The organism is Mycobacteroides sp. PCS013 (assembly GCF_049532645.1).
Taxonomy (GTDB): domain Bacteria; phylum Actinomycetota; class Actinomycetes; order Mycobacteriales; family Mycobacteriaceae; genus Mycobacterium; species Mycobacterium gwanakae.
The window spans coordinates 4912971-4927249 of the sequence record NZ_CP150131.1; the positions used below are offsets into that span (position 1 = coordinate 4912971).

14 protein-coding genes are annotated in these 14279 nt (G+C 64.4%); 11 read left to right on the top strand and 3 right to left on the bottom strand.

Annotated features, from left to right (window positions below; translation table 11 throughout):
* Positions 1-54: 54 nt before the first annotated feature.
* From RHO23_RS24455 to RHO23_RS24465, 3 genes are read left to right on the top strand one after another with little or no spacing between them, the layout of a single operon-like run.
* Positions 55-738, top strand: a complete 684-nt coding sequence (locus RHO23_RS24455) for a TetR/AcrR family transcriptional regulator (protein WP_030094195.1) — start codon at positions 55-57, stop codon at positions 736-738.
* A 9-nt stretch (positions 739-747) separates the two neighbouring features.
* Complete coding sequence (gene purB, locus RHO23_RS24460) at positions 748-2166, top strand: adenylosuccinate lyase (RefSeq protein ID WP_070941923.1); 1419 nt, start codon at positions 748-750, stop codon at positions 2164-2166.
* Positions 2167-2169: 3 nt separating this feature from the next.
* Complete coding sequence (locus tag RHO23_RS24465) at positions 2170-3402, top strand: cytochrome P450 (protein ID WP_070941924.1); 1233 nt, start codon at positions 2170-2172, stop codon at positions 3400-3402.
* 14 nt (positions 3403-3416) lie between these two features.
* Here the strand turns inward: RHO23_RS24465 and RHO23_RS24470 are convergent, their stop codons facing one another.
* Positions 3417-4043, bottom strand: coding sequence for a hypothetical protein (locus tag RHO23_RS24470; RefSeq protein ID WP_423488449.1), 627 nt, complete (start codon positions 4041-4043; stop codon positions 3417-3419).
* An 18-nt stretch (positions 4044-4061) separates the two neighbouring features.
* Between RHO23_RS24470 and RHO23_RS24475 the strand changes: the two genes are divergently transcribed.
* From RHO23_RS24475 to RHO23_RS24485, 3 genes are read left to right on the top strand one after another with little or no spacing between them, the layout of a single operon-like run.
* On the top strand, positions 4062-4955 hold the full coding sequence (locus RHO23_RS24475; protein WP_423488450.1) for a phosphoribosylaminoimidazolesuccinocarboxamide synthase: 894 nt from the start codon (positions 4062-4064) through the stop codon (positions 4953-4955).
* Positions 4952-7081 (top strand): S9 family peptidase, encoded by a 2130-nt coding sequence (locus RHO23_RS24480; protein WP_423488451.1) that lies wholly within the window; start codon positions 4952-4954, stop codon positions 7079-7081. The genes RHO23_RS24475 and RHO23_RS24480 overlap by 4 nt, the downstream gene beginning before the upstream one ends.
* Before the next feature lie 4 nt (positions 7082-7085).
* Positions 7086-7907 (top strand): SDR family oxidoreductase, encoded by an 822-nt coding sequence (locus RHO23_RS24485; protein ID WP_423488452.1) that lies wholly within the window; start codon positions 7086-7088, stop codon positions 7905-7907.
* Here RHO23_RS24485 and RHO23_RS24490 read toward each other — a convergent pair.
* On the bottom strand, positions 7900-9303 hold the full coding sequence (locus RHO23_RS24490; protein WP_070916686.1) for a sugar porter family MFS transporter: 1404 nt from the start codon (positions 9301-9303) through the stop codon (positions 7900-7902). The two genes, RHO23_RS24485 and RHO23_RS24490, sit on opposite strands and share 8 nt — an antisense overlap.
* Before the next feature lie 67 nt (positions 9304-9370).
* Here RHO23_RS24490 and RHO23_RS24495 point away from each other — a divergent pair, with 67 nt between their 5' ends.
* The 3 genes from RHO23_RS24495 (at position 9371) to RHO23_RS24505 (ending at position 12476) form a co-directional block, all read left to right on the top strand.
* Positions 9371-9859, top strand: coding sequence for a glutathione peroxidase (locus RHO23_RS24495; protein WP_423488453.1), 489 nt, complete (start codon positions 9371-9373; stop codon positions 9857-9859).
* A gap of 72 nt (positions 9860-9931) precedes the next feature.
* Positions 9932-10636, top strand: coding sequence for a DUF2334 domain-containing protein (locus tag RHO23_RS24500; RefSeq protein ID WP_057966750.1), 705 nt, complete (start codon positions 9932-9934; stop codon positions 10634-10636).
* Positions 10637-10817: 181 nt separating this feature from the next.
* On the top strand, positions 10818-12476 hold the full coding sequence (locus RHO23_RS24505) for an FAD-binding dehydrogenase (protein ID WP_070916684.1): 1659 nt from the start codon (positions 10818-10820) through the stop codon (positions 12474-12476).
* 78 nt (positions 12477-12554) lie between these two features.
* Here the strand turns inward: RHO23_RS24505 and RHO23_RS24510 are convergent, their stop codons facing one another.
* On the bottom strand, positions 12555-13205 hold the full coding sequence (locus RHO23_RS24510; RefSeq protein WP_030094206.1) for an MBL fold metallo-hydrolase: 651 nt from the start codon (positions 13203-13205) through the stop codon (positions 12555-12557).
* Positions 13206-13256: 51 nt separating this feature from the next.
* Here RHO23_RS24510 and purS point away from each other — a divergent pair, with 51 nt between their 5' ends.
* Together purS and purQ are read left to right on the top strand one after the other, a co-directional pair.
* Complete coding sequence (purS, locus tag RHO23_RS24515; RefSeq protein WP_030094207.1) at positions 13257-13496, top strand: phosphoribosylformylglycinamidine synthase subunit PurS; 240 nt, start codon at positions 13257-13259, stop codon at positions 13494-13496.
* Positions 13493-14167, top strand: coding sequence for a phosphoribosylformylglycinamidine synthase subunit PurQ (purQ, locus tag RHO23_RS24520; RefSeq protein ID WP_423488454.1), 675 nt, complete (start codon positions 13493-13495; stop codon positions 14165-14167). Before purS ends, purQ begins: the two co-directional genes overlap by 4 nt.
* Positions 14168-14279 lie beyond the last annotated feature (112 nt).

Here is a 14279-nt window from a genome sequence, read left to right on the forward strand (position 1 = left end):
GAGATAGCGCAAAACGCCCGTGGGGACGCGTCTCTGCTGGCAGCATGACATGACGTGACAGTCAGGCAACAGGTCGAGGTGTTCCCCGAAGGGAATGCCGCGCACCGTCCGCAAGCCACCCCGAAGGGGGAGCGACGGCGGCGGGCGTTGATCAGCGCTGCCGCTGATCTGTTGCGGGACAATGGTATTGATGCGGTTCGGCATCGGGCGGTGGCGCAGCGTGCCGGCCTGCCATTGGCCTCGACCACCTATTACTTCTCCTCGTTGGAGGACTTGATCGCGCGGGCTGTCGAACACGCGGGAACCCACGAGCTGGAACAGATCCAGGAACGGCTGTCGCTGGTTCAGTATCGGCGCCGCGGAGCTGCCGCCACCGCCGAGGCGGTGGTGGAGCTGTTGTTCGGCACGCCGGGATTCGGTGGCGGGGAACAGCTGGTATCGCGGTACGAGCGTGAACTGGCGTGCAGTCGCCATCCCGAACTGCGCGAGGTGCAGCAGCGTCTCCGGGAACAGCGCGACGATGCCGTGGCGCAGGTGGTGCGCCGGTCCGGTCGGTCCATCGATAACGTCCGTGTCGCGGTGCTGATTTCGACCATCGATGGGGCGATGGTGGGTGCGCTCACCGAGGCGGCCAGTAGTCCACAGGCGACTGCCACGGCGATGCTGGTGGACGTCATCGATGTGCTCGCACCGTTGGAAGTGGAACAGCTGGCTGAGTCGATTTCCTTCCCCCCATAGACTCTGGTTGTGCAAATCCCTAACGTCCTGGCATCCCGGTACGCGAGCGATGCCATGGCAGCGCTCTGGTCGCCGCAATCAAAGGTGCTGTTGGAGCGCCAGTTGTGGATCGCTGTGCTGCGCGCACAACGTGATCTCGGCATCGACGTTCCCGACGGCGTTATCGAAGATTACGAGCGCGTGGTCGAGAAGGTTGACTTGGACTCTATCGCCGCCCGCGAGCGTGTCACCCGTCACGATGTCAAGGCTCGTATCGAGGAGTTCAATGCCCTCGCCGGGCACGAGCACATCCACAAGGGGATGACGAGCCGTGATCTCACCGAGAACGTGGAGCAGCTGCAGATCCGGCGGTCGCTGGAATATGTCCATGCCCACGGTGTCGCGGTGGTGGCGCGGCTCGCGCGTCACGCCGTCGAATACCGGGATGTGGTGATGGCCGGACGCAGTCACAACGTGGCCGCACAGGCCACCACATTGGGTAAGCGGTTCGCATCGGCGGCCGACGAGACGTTGATCGCGCTCACCCGGTTGCGTGAGCTTCTCGACCGGTATCCGCTGCGTGGGATCAAGGGTCCCATGGGTACCGGGCAGGACATGCTCGATCTGTTCGACGGGAACGTGGTCAAGTTGGCCGCGTTGGAGCAGCGTATTGCCGAGCACCTCGGGTTCTCGGCTGCTCTGACCAGCGTTGGCCAGGTGTATCCACGCTCTCTGGACCACGATGTGGTGTCCGCGCTGGTGCAGCTCGGTGCCGGCCCCTCCTCACTGGCGCACACCATTCGGCTGATGGCCGGGCACGAGCTGGTTACCGAGGGCTTCGCGCCCGGGCAGGTGGGTAGCTCGGCGATGCCTCACAAGATGAACACCCGCAGCTGTGAACGGGTCAACGGGTTGCAGGTGATTCTGCGTGGGTATGGCTCCATGGCTGCGGAACTGGCTGGGGCGCAATGGAATGAAGGCGATGTGTTCTGCTCGGTGGTGCGGCGTGTGGCGCTGCCCGATGCCTTCTTTGCCATCGACGGGATGATCGAGACGTTCCTGACGGTGCTCGACGAGTTCGGTGCTTACCCGGCGGTGATCGACCGGGAGCTGCGTCGCTATCTGCCGTTCCTGGCGACCACCAAGGTGCTGATGGCTGCGGTGCGCGCCGGGGTTGGACGCGAAGAAGCCCACGAGGTCATCAAGGAGCATGCTGTCGCGACAGCGCTCGCCATGCGTGAAAAGGGCGCCGAACCAGACCTTTTGGGCTTGCTGGCCGAAGATCCGAGGCTGCCGCTGGACGCTGCGACCCTGGAAGCTGCGCTGGCAGATCGGGCCTCGTTCACCGGTGCCGCAGCCGACCAGGTCGATCGGGTGGTGGCCGATGTTTCCGCGCTTGTCGACGCTTACCCCGAGGCCGCGGCCTATAACCCGGGTGCCATTCTGTAGTTCATGGGCTGCGCGGCTCTTCGTGGCATAGACCTGACCGACCTGGACAACTTCGCCGGCGGGTTTCCGCACGCCCTGTTTGCACAGCATCGGCGCGAGGCGCCGGTGTACTGGCACGCGCCCACCGAGAACACCCCGGACAGCGAGGGCTTCTGGTCGGTGGCCACCTATGCGGAAACCTTTGAGGTGCTGCGTGATCCGGTGATGTACTCATCGGCGACCGGGGGTGACCGGCCCTACGGCGGCACCCTCATACAGGACTTGCCGATCGCCGGGCAGGTGCTCAACATGATGGATGATCCGCGACACCGCCAGATCCGCAAGTTGGTGAGCTCCGGACTGACCCCACGCATGATCCAGCGGGTCGAGGATGACTTGCGGGTGCGCTGCCGGGCGCTCTTGGACGCGGTGCGGCCGACCGTGCCGTTTGACTTCCTTGTCGATATCGCCGCAGAGCTGCCCATGCAGATGATCTGCATCCTGCTGGGGGTACCGGAGTCTGAACGGCACTGGCTGTTCGAGGCGGTTGAGCCCAGTTTCGACTTCGGCAAGTCACGGCGCTCGCACGTCACCAGCTCTTTGGGCGATCCCAGCTCCGGTATGTATCAATATGGTTCGGAGTTGGTTGCATCGAAACGTGCGGCGCCCGCCGACGACATGTTGTCTGTGGTTGCCAATGCGACGGTCGATGATCCGGAAGCGCCCTCGCTGTCGGACGCCGAACTGTATCTGTTCTTCTATCTGTTGTTCAGTGCCGGTGCCGAGACCACGCGCAATGCCATTGCCGTTGGCCTGTTGGCACTGCTGGACAACCCCGGCCAATTCCGTTCCCTGCGTGAAGATCTTGCCCTGCTGCCGACGGCTATCGAGGAGATGCTGCGCTGGACCTCGCCGTCACCGTCCAAGCGCAGGACGGCAACCGCTGATGTGATGTTGGGCGGGCAGCAGATCGTCGCAGGACAGAAGGTAGTGGTCTGGGAGGGCTCGGCGAATCGCGATGCGCTGGTTTTCGACCGGCCGGACGTCTTCGACATCACGCGCAAACCGAATCCTCACTTAGGCTTTGGGCAGGGCGTGCATTTCTGTCTGGGGGCACATCTGGCTCGTCTGGAGCTGCGAGTGGTGTTCGAGGAGCTGCTGCCGCGTTTTGCGTCATTGCAACTGGCCGGGCCGGTGGAATGGACGCGCAGTAACCGGCATACCGGTATCCGCCATCTGCTTGTGGCGGCCTCCTAACGCGCCGTGATCGGCTAGGAGGTGCGCCAGGTTTTCGGTGTGCTGATACCCGAGGCCCTCAATTCGATGGCCGCGAGGCCCCGCATCGACGCGGTGTCCTGAGCGCGCCAGGCCGCCACCGGATCGGGCGTGACCACCGCCAGCTTCTTCAGCGGCCGGTTGGCGAGTGCCCGCAGAGCCAGCAGCTGTTCACCGGCGGGGGTGGCCGCCAGCTGTACCGCGACCAGCTTGCGGCGAAAGAACCTGATCCGCAAAAAGATCCACGGCCCTGCGAACGCCAGAATGGGAGGCGCGGCGACGGCGATCGCCAAAACGATCGCCAGCCAGGTCGCAGTGGTATCCAGGTTGTGGCCGGCCCCGGCCAAATCGGCGGCCGCCTCGCTGGCCGCACGCAACGGTCCGCCCACCTTGTCGCCCACCAAGGGGATCCGGTGTGCGCTGTCGCCGGCGGAGTTCAGGTTGTCCGAAATACCGTCGGCGCCGTCCTTCACCTGCCGGCCTACCTCGGCGATCGTCGACACCGCGGCGTGCACAGCAAGCCCGACGAGCACCCAGATCGTGCTCCAGATCGCGACCGCTACGTCGCTGAACAACTGGCCGAGCAACCGTCCCGGTCGGGTCGAGTAGGGCAGGAATCGCATGAATCGTAGGATGGCACGATGCGTCCTCCGCTGTCCGATTACCAGCATGTGGCCAGCGGAAAGGTCCGTGAGCTGTACCGAGTCGACGACGAGCACCTGCTGTTCGTCGCTACCGACCGAATTTCCGCGTTCGATTTCGTCCTGGACACGCCGATACCGGACAAGGGGCGCATCCTCACCGCGATGAGCGTCTTCTTCTTCGGGCTGCTGACCGTGCCGAACCATCTGGCCGGACCGCCCGATGACCCGCGCATACCCGAGGAGGTGCTGGGCCGGGCACTGCTGGTGCGCCGGCTCGACATGCTCCCCGTGGAGTGTGTGGCCCGTGGATACCTCACCGGGTCTGGACTGCTGGACTACCAGCGCACCGGTGCGGTGTGCGGTCACGTGCTGCCACAGGGGCTCGGTGAGGCCAGTCGACTGGATCCGCCGTTGTTCACCCCGGCGACGAAGGCCGACATCGGAGAGCACGATATGAATGTCGATTTCGCCGCCGTGGTGGATCTTGTCGGCGGCGTGCGTGCCAACCAACTGCGCGACGAGACGATCAAGATCTACACCAGGGCCGCAGCACATGCCCTGTACAAGGGAATCATCTTGGCCGACACAAAATTCGAGTTCGGTGTCGATATCGAAGGCACCCTGGTGCTGGCCGACGAGGTGTTCACCCCCGACTCGTCCAGGTACTGGGACGCGGCCAACTACAAGGCAGGTGTGGTGCAGGACAGCTTCGACAAGCAGTTCGTGCGCAACTGGCTCACCGGTCCCGAATCGGGATGGGATCGCGCGTCGGATACTCCGCCGCCGCCATTGCCCGAGGCGGTGGCGGTAGCCACTCGCGAGCGGTACATCGAGGCATATGAACGCATCTCGGGGCTCAGCTTCGCTGATTGGATCGGCCCGTCGGCGTGAGCGGGCCCGTACGCCCGCCCACCGCGAACCGCATCGACACCCTGCGCGAGTACCACGGGGATACCTTCGTCGATCCGTACGAATGGATGCGCGAGAAGGAGAGCCCAGAGGTCATCGCGCACCTGGAGGCAGAGAACGCCTACGTCGATGACCAGCTTGGCCACCTAGAAGGCCTGCGCAACAGCATCTTCGGCGAGATCAAGTCCCGCACCAAGGAGACGGATCTCTCGATTCCCACTCGGATGGGGCAGTGGTGGTACTACGCCCGAAGCTTCGAGGGCAAGCAGTACGGTACTCATTGTCGTTGTCCGATAGGCGAATCCGTCGGAATCGACAGCTGGCGGCCTCCGGCACTGGATCACGATGTTCCTGGCGAGCAGATCCTGCTCGACGGCAACGTGGAAGCCGAGGGGCACGACTTCTTCTCCCTGGGAGCTGCGACCGTCAGCCCCGACGGGAACACGTTGGCCTACTCGGTCGACGTCGTCGGCCACGAGATGTACACCCTGCGCTTCAAGGATCTGCGCACCGGCCAGATGTACCCGGACGAGATCACCGACATCGGTGCCGGCGCAACCTGGGCGATGGACAGTCGCACCCTGTATTACCCGGTGATCGATGAAGCGTTCCGGCCCTACGCTATTCGCCGGTACACCTTGGGTAGTGATACGGAGCCCGTCGAGGTGTTTTCCGAGCCGGACGAGCGTTTCTGGATCGGCGTGGGCCGTACCCGCAGTGACCGCTTTGTCGCCATCAGCGTGCACTCGTCGGTGACGTCCGAGATCCTGATCGGTGACGCCGAAGACCCCGCGACCACCTTCTCTCCAGTCTGGCTGCGCCGCACCGGTATCGAATACACCGTCGATCACGCTGTGGTCGGAGGTGAGGATCGGCTCCTGATCCTGCACAACGACGGAGCGGTGAACTTCGCGCTCGCTGACCTACCGTGCGCCGCGGTCGCCCAGGGACCAGCCGACCCGGCACTGGCCCGCACCCTGATCGCCCATCGTGACGATGTGCGCCTGGACGGTGTGGAAGCCTTCGCTGAGCGTTTCGTGATCGGCTATCGCCGAGAAGCGCTGCCACGCATCCAGGTATGGCCGATTGAGGCCGACGGATACGGTGCGCCGAAGGAGGTCGAGTTCGACTCGGAGCTCATGCTGTCCGGTCTGGGCGACAACCCCGAATGGAACTCACCGCTGCTGCGTGTGGGTTGCACATCCTTCATCACGCCGACGCGGGTGTACGACCTCGACGTACACACCGGGGAACGCACGCTGCTCAAGGAACAACCCGTTCTCGGCGGTTATCGCCGGGAAGACTATGTGGAGCGACGGGAATGGGCGGTTGCCCAGGACGGCACCCGGATACCGCTGTCGGTGGTTCATCGCACGGACACTCGTGAACCGGCGCCGACCATCCTCTACGGGTATGGCGCCTACGAGATGTGCGAGGACCCGCAGTTCAGCATTGGACGCCTCTCGCTGCTGGACAGGGGAGTGGTGTTCGTCATCGCCCATGTGCGCGGTGGCGGTGAGATGGGCCGCCTCTGGTACGAGGACGGCAAGATGCTGCACAAGAAGCACAGCTTCACCGACTTCGTAGCGGCAGCACGACATCTCGTTGATGCTGGCATTGCGTTGCCGGACAGGCTCGCGGCGTGGGGCGGGAGCGCGGGCGGTCTGTTGGTGGGTGCCGCCGTGAACCAGGCGCCCGAACTGTTCGCCGGGGTGCTGGCGCAAGTGCCCTTCGTGGATCCGGTCACCACCATCTGTGACCCGACGCTGCCGCTCACCGTTACCGAATGGGACGAGTGGGGAAATCCCCTGGAAGACAAGGATGTCTACGACTACATCAAGTCGTACTCGCCATACGAGAACATCCGTGCCACCGAGTATCCGACCATTCTCGCGATGACCTCACTGCATGACTCGCGGGTGCTGTACGTCGAACCTGCCAAATGGGTTGCCGAGCTGCGGCACACGACTACAGGCGATCGTCCCATCTTGATGCGCACCGAGATGACGGCGGGGCACGGTGGTATCAGCGGACGCTATGAGCGATGGAAAGAAAGCGCATTCCAACTCGCCTGGGTGCTCGATGTTCTTGGTGCCGTGAAGGAGTAGTCGGTTGTCCGACGAAGTCGTCGTTGTCACCGGCGCTGGCGGGATGGGCAAGGTCATCGCCCGCCGTCAGGGCATCGGTAAGACCCTGGTGATCGCGGACTACAACGAGCAGGCACTGCGAGCGGTCGTCGACGAGCTGAAGGCCGATGGACACAACGTCATCGGGCACCGCGTTGACGTCTCCTCGCGCGAGTCGGTATCCGGGCTCGCCGCCGTCGCCGCGGAGCTTGGGCGGATCACCCAGGTGGCGCACACCGCCGGTCTCTCTCCGGCGCAGGCCCCGGCACAAGCCATCCTGGCCGTCGACCTGGTGGGAGTGGCCCTGGTTCTGGAGGAGTTCGGCAACGTCGTGTCCTCCGGCGGCGCGGGTGTGGTGATCGCCAGCATGGCCGGCCATATGCCCATGGAACTCTCGACCGAACAGGAGCGGGAACTGGCGAGCACCGGCCCCGAGGGTCTGCTCGCACTACCGTACGTTCAGAGCATCGAGTATCCCGCGGTTGCCTACCAGCTGTCGAAGCGCGCCAACCATATTCGCGTGCGAGCACTTGCCCGGCAATGGGGTGCGCGCGGCGCCCGACTCAACTCGATCAGCCCGGGGGTGGTGTCCACCAAGATGGGACACCAGGAACTCGCCTCGGAGACCGGTGCCGTCACCAAGGCCATGATCGACGGATCGGCGACCAGACGGATCGGCACGCCCGACGATATCGCCGCGGCAGCGGCCTTCCTGCTCGGTACCGACGCGTCGTACATCACCGGGACCGATCTTTTGGTCGACGGAGGAGTGGTCGCCGCGGCGCGGTGCGGCCAGCTGTTCAGTTGATGGCCGAATCCATGTCTTCCAGTGTCCGGCCCTTGGTTTCGTTCACCCAGCGCGCTACGAACACCAGCGACACCACCGCGCAGATCGCGTAGAACCCGTAGGCGATTCCCAACGAGTCGCGTAGCGCGGGGAAGCTGACGGTCACCAGCCAGTTGGCAGCCCAGTTTCCGGCCGTGGCCACTCCCATGGCCGCCGCCCGGATTCGGTTGGGGAAGATCTCGCCGAGCAGCACCCACACCACCGGGCCCCAGGACATTCCGAACGCCACGACAAACAGGTTGGCAGCCACCAGCGCAACGGGTCCTGCGACGGGTCCCAGGTGCGGCTTGCCGTCCAGGACGGTGGCCGAACTGAAGACGATTGCCATCGTGCTGAGCGTCACGGCCATCCCGGCCGAACCAATGAGCAGCAAGGGCTTGCGGCCCACCCGGTCGATTAACGCGATGGCCACCAGCGTTGTGGCGATGTTCGTAATGGAGGTGATAACCGTGATGGTGAAGGACGAGCTCTCGCCGAATCCGACGGCCTGCCACAGCACATTCGAGTAGTAGAAGATCACGTTGATGCCTACTAGCTGCTGAAATACCGCCAGCGCCACACCAACCCACACGATGCCGTACAGACCACCGGTGGGCTTGCGTAGATCACGCCACGAGGGCGCGGTGCTCTGGTCGAGAGTTTCCTGAATTCGGGTGATCGTGATGTCCAGGTTCTTCTCCCCGAGCAGCCTCGTCAGCACCGTGCGTGCCTCGGGAATTCTGTGGGTGGCAACGAGATAACGAGGTGACTCGGGGATGGTGAAGGCCAGCACGCCGTAGACGAGCGCCGGCAGTGCCATCGCGAGAAACATCCAGCGCCATGCCGGGAGGCCCAACCACAATTCACTGCGCGATCCACCCGCGATATGCGCCAGCAGCCAGTCAACGGTGAGGGACAGGAAGATGCCGGTGACGATTGCCAGTTGTTGTAGAGAACCCAACCGGCCACGGATGTTCGACGGTGAGGTCTCTGCGATGTAGGCCGGTGCGATCAGCGAGGCGACACCCACCCCCACTCCGCCGATCACGCGAAAAATGACAAGCAATTCGATGTTGGTGGACAGCCCGGCGCCGACCGCGCTCAGCAGGAACAGTGCGGCGGCGATCTTCATGACCGCCACCCGCCCGATCCTGTCGGCCACGCGTCCAGCCGTCATGGCACCGACGGCGGCCCCGAGGAGCGCGGAGGCGACCGCGAATCCCAGCTCCGCATCCCGGATGGCGAACTCGTCCTGGATCGCCTGTACGGCGCCGTTGATGACCGCGCTGTCGTACCCGAAGAGCAGTCCGCCCAGCGCCGCCACCGAGGCGATCCGCAGGGCACTGCGACCTGAGGAGAACTCGTCCTCCTCGCTCATATGACCTCCCGCAACGTTGCGTAATGTGCGAACAGTCAACCATCGCAACACCGGTAACGTGGTGAGCATGTCCGATCTCGCCTCCATTCCGTTGACCGCACTCGACGGCGCAGAGCTGTCACTTGCCGATTTCGGTGATAACGCCGTGCTGGTCGTCAACGTCGCGTCCAAATGTGGCCTCACCCCGCAGTACGCAGCTCTGGAAAAACTGGCCACCGACTACGCCGACCGTGGCCTGACAGTGCTGGGCGTGCCGTGTAACCAATTCATGGGGCAGGAACCCGGGACGGCGGAGGAGATCCAGACGTTCTGCTCCACCACCTACGGGGTGAGCTTCCCACTGCTGGAGAAGACTGATGTCAACGGTGAGAGCCGGCATCCGCTGTACGCCGAGCTCACCAAGACCGCTGATTCCGAAGGCACCGCCGGGGACGTGCAGTGGAACTTCGAGAAGTTCTTGATCGCGCGGGACGGTTCGGTGGCCAACCGGTTTCGGCCGACGACGGTGCCGGATGCTCCCGAGGTGATCGCGGCCATCGAGAAGGAGCTGGGGTAGCGCGCCGGAGCGTTCTTTTCGATGCGGGGTGTCTGACACCTTGCGTACATCTGGAGTTGCCACACTGGCGGCATGGCAGGACAGCTGCTGGTATCGGTGTCGGGAATCTGCGATCGCACTCTCGACGAGATCGCTGTATTTACTGAGGAAATGGATAAGCGGTCGATTCCGTTGTCGTTCCTCGTGTCCCCGCGCTTGAAGGGCAAGTACCGCCTCGTAGAGGACCAGCCGACGGTCGACTGGCTGGCCGCACGCCGGTCGCGGGGCGATGCCATCGTCCTGCACGGATACGACCAGGCGGCCACCAAGAAGCGTCGCGATGAGTTCGCCGCGTTGCCCGCACACGAGGCCAACCTGCGTCTGATGGCCGCCGACCGTGTGATGGAGCAGACCGGCTTGCGTACGCGCCTGTTCGCGGCACCGGGTTGGATGGCCTCTGCTGGCGCAGTGGAAATGCTGCCGCGCAACGGTTTCCGTCTGAATATCGGGCTTTCCGAGATCACCGACCTGGTCCATGGCACCTCGGTGCGGGCTCGGGTGCTGGGCATCGGCGAGGGATTCCTCTCCGAGCCCTGGTGGTGCCGGATGCTGGTGCTCTCGGCCGCGCGGACCGCGCGCCGCGACGGTGTGGTGCGTGTGGCCATCTCGGCCAAACACCTCCGTAAGCCCGGTCCGCGGCAAGCCATGATCGACGCCATCGACCTCTCGCTGCTGCACGGCTCGGTTCCGGGCGTCTACGAATGGTCGCCCAAGCAGGTATTGCACAGCGTGGCCTAGTCGCTACAGTTTGCCCAGTCTCTTACTCGGGAATCGTGGCGATCGCCTCGAACTGCGATTTCAACGGAAGCTTCAACGGCATGCCGCATGTGCTGCCCCGACGCGTGGGACATGGCTTTGTGCTTTCACCGCAAGGCAGTTGGACCTTTTAATCGTCAATCGACCCCGCTACGGTGAACCGGTGAGTGACGCGAGTTCCGATGTCATCGTCGTCGGCGCAGGTCTTGCCGGATTGGTGGCGACCTGTGAGTTGGTGGACCGCGGCAAGAATGTCGTCATCGTCGAGCAGGAGAACGCCGCCAATCTGGGCGGGCAGGCGTACTGGTCGTTCGGAGGCCTGTTCTTCGTCAACAGTCCTGAACAGCGTCGCCTGGGCATCAAGGACTCCCACGAGCTGGCACTACAGGATTGGCTCGGCACCGCCGGCTTCGATCGGCCGGAGGACCACTGGCCTCGTCAATGGGCGCACGCGTATGTCGACTTCGCCGCAGGCGAGAAGCGAAGTTGGCTGCGCGCCAGGGGGTTACAAACATTTCCCGTGGTGGCGTGGGCCGAACGCGGCGGTAAGGACGCGCTGGGGCCGGGCAACTCGGTTCCGCGATTCCATATCACCTGGGGCACCGGGCCTGGCCTGGTGGAGATTTTCGCCCGGCGCGTGCTCGCCGCTGTGGACCGGGGGCAAGTGCGCATCGCCTACCGCCACCAGGTCGATGAGCTGATCGTCGAACAAGGCGCCGCCGTGGGTGTCCGGGGCACCGTGCTGGAGTCTTCCACCGACGCGAGGGGTATCGCTTCCTCGCGAACAGCAGTGGGAGAGTTTGAATTCCGTGCACAAGCCGTCATCGTGACCAGCGGCGGTATCGGGGCCAACCACGATCTGGTGCGGGCCAACTGGCCCGAGCGGATGGGACGCGTTCCGGAGCAGCTGTTGACCGGCGTGCCCGCGCACGTCGATGGGCGCATGCTCGAGATCTCGGTTGGCGCGGGCGCCCATCTGATCAACCGTGACCGCATGTGGCATTACACCGAGGGCATCACCAACTACGACCCGGTCTGGCCGGGTCACGGGATTCGCATCCTTCCCGGTCCATCATCACTCTGGTTGGACGCCAATGGATCTCGAATTCCCGCGCCCTTGTTCCCCGGATTCGACACCTTGGGCACGTTGGAGCATATCTGCCGTAGCGGGCACGACTACTCGTGGTTCATCCTGAATGCGCGGATTATCGCCAAGGAGTTCGCACTGTCGGGACAGGAGCAGAATCCCGACCTCACGGGCAAGGATGTGCGGGGGGTGCTCCGGCGTGGCAAGGCCGGCGCGCCCGCGCCGGTACAGGCGTTCATCGATAAGGGCGTCGACTTCGTCAGTGCCACGAATCTGCCCGATCTGGTAGCCAAGATGAACGCGCTGCCGGACGTCACCCCGCTGGACTACGCGACGATCGCTCAGCAGGTAACGGCACGCGACCGTGAGGTGGCCAACCCCTTCGGCAAGGACCCGCAGATAGCCGCCATCCGCGCCGCGCGGGGATATCTCGCCGATCGGATTGTCCGGGTGGTGGCTCCGCACCGCCTCACCGATCCCAAGGCGGGTCCGTTGATCGCCGTCAAGTTGCATATCTTGACCCGAAAGACGTTGGGCGGCTTGGAGACCGATCTGGATTCGCGGGTGTTGCGGGCCGACGGAAGTTGCTTCGAGGGCCTGTATGCGGCTGGAGAGGTCGCCGGATTCGGCGGCGGCGGCGTGCACGGATATCGTGCCTTGGAGGGCACGTTCCTGGGTGGCTGCATCTTCAGCGGACGGGCCGCGGGCCGGGGCGCCGCCGAGGATATCGGCTAGGGCGCTCATCGAAACCGGGGTTCTGGCGAAAATGTGCGAGACGATCCCGCCACAACCTCGGTTTCGGCGCTGAAGGGGCTAGAACACCACCGCGTCCTCGTGCGGCAGCACCTGGAAGTCGGCGTCAGACATCTCGCGAAACCGCGTGTAGAAGAACGGGTATGCGGCCTCCTGCAAGATGCCCTGGTGGATCGGCACCGCCCGGGCAGGGTTGACCGCGCGCAGGTATTCGATGGCCTCGGAGACTTTCATCCACGGCGCCGCCGCCGGTAGTGCCAGCACGTCGACCTCCTCGCCGGGAGTGAAGAGCGCGTCGCCCGGGTGCATGAGCCGCGCGGGATGGCCGGCGTCGCCGATCAGATACGAGGTGTTGTCGATGAGCGGGATCTCAGGGTGGATGACCGCGTGCTGCCCACCGACCCCGCGCACACTCAGATCCGCGACGGTGAAGCTGTCACCGGCATGCACCGCCTGCCACGGCTCGCCCAGCTGCGCCGCCGTCATCGGGTCGGCGTACAGCGCGGCCCCCGGGTTGGCGTCGACCAGCGCGGGTAGCCGTGCCAGGTCCACATGGTCGGGATGCTGATGGGTGATCAGGATGGCCGACAGGCCGGTGATGCCCTCGAATCCGTGCGAGAAGTTGCCCGGATCAAACAGCAGGGTCGTGCTCCCATTTTCAGACGGAAATTCTGCCAGCAGGCACGAATGCCCGAAGTGGGTCAGCTGCATGAAGGGGAGTCTAGGCGGGATGTGTCCGGGCCCACACGGTAAAGTCAGGCCGTGGCCCGAGTCGTCGTAAACGTCATGCCGAAACCCGAGATCCTGGACCCGCAGGGGCAAGCGATCGTGGGCGCACTCGCCCGCCTTGGCTATGCCGGTGTGGCAGACGTCCGGCAGGGCAAGCGCTTTGAGTTGGAGTTCGAGGGCGAGATCGGTGACGCCGATCTCGAGTCGATCGCCGAGGCGCTGCTCGCCAACACCGTCATCGAGGACTGGGAAATCGTGCGGGAGTCCGAATGACCCCACGCATCGGTGTCATCACGTTCCCCGGCACCCTTGATGACGTCGACGCAGCCCGTGCGGCCCGGCTCTCCGGTGCCGAGGCGGTCTCGTTGTGGCACGACGATGCCGACCTGAAGTCCGTCGACGCGGTGATCGTGCCCGGTGGCTTTTCCTACGGCGATTACCTGCGTGCCGGGGCCATCGCGCGGTTCTCCCCCGTGATGCGTTCCGTGGTTGACGCCGCCGCACAAGGCCTGCCAATCCTGGGTATCTGCAATGGTTTCCAGGTGCTGTGCGAAGCAGGCCTGCTGCCTGGTGCATTGACACGTAACGCCGGATTGCACTTCGTATGCCGCGACGTATGGCTGGGCGTCGACGCCAACAACACGGCGTGGTCGTCTCGGTACGACAAGGGTGCCGACATCCTGGTGCCACTGAAGTCCGGTGAAGGCCGGTACGTGGCCTCCGACGAGGTACTCGACGAGTTGGAGGGCGAAGGCCGGGTGGTCTTCCGCTACCGCGAGAATCCCAACGGGTCGATGCGCGATATCGCGGGGATTTCCTCGGCCAATGGCCGCGTGGTGGGGCTCATGCCGCACCCGGAGCATGCGACCGAGCCGCTGACCGGCCCGAGCGATGACGGTCTCGGCATTTTTTACTCGGCGCTCGACGCCGTGCTCAGCGCCTGATTTCCTTCGCCATTAGGCGTTGCTGACGGTCCGGCGTGACGGCTGTTTGGCACTGTCTGACCCGGTGGTTCATTGTCACGGTGCTCGATCGTGCATGGCGGTGGAGCGGCGA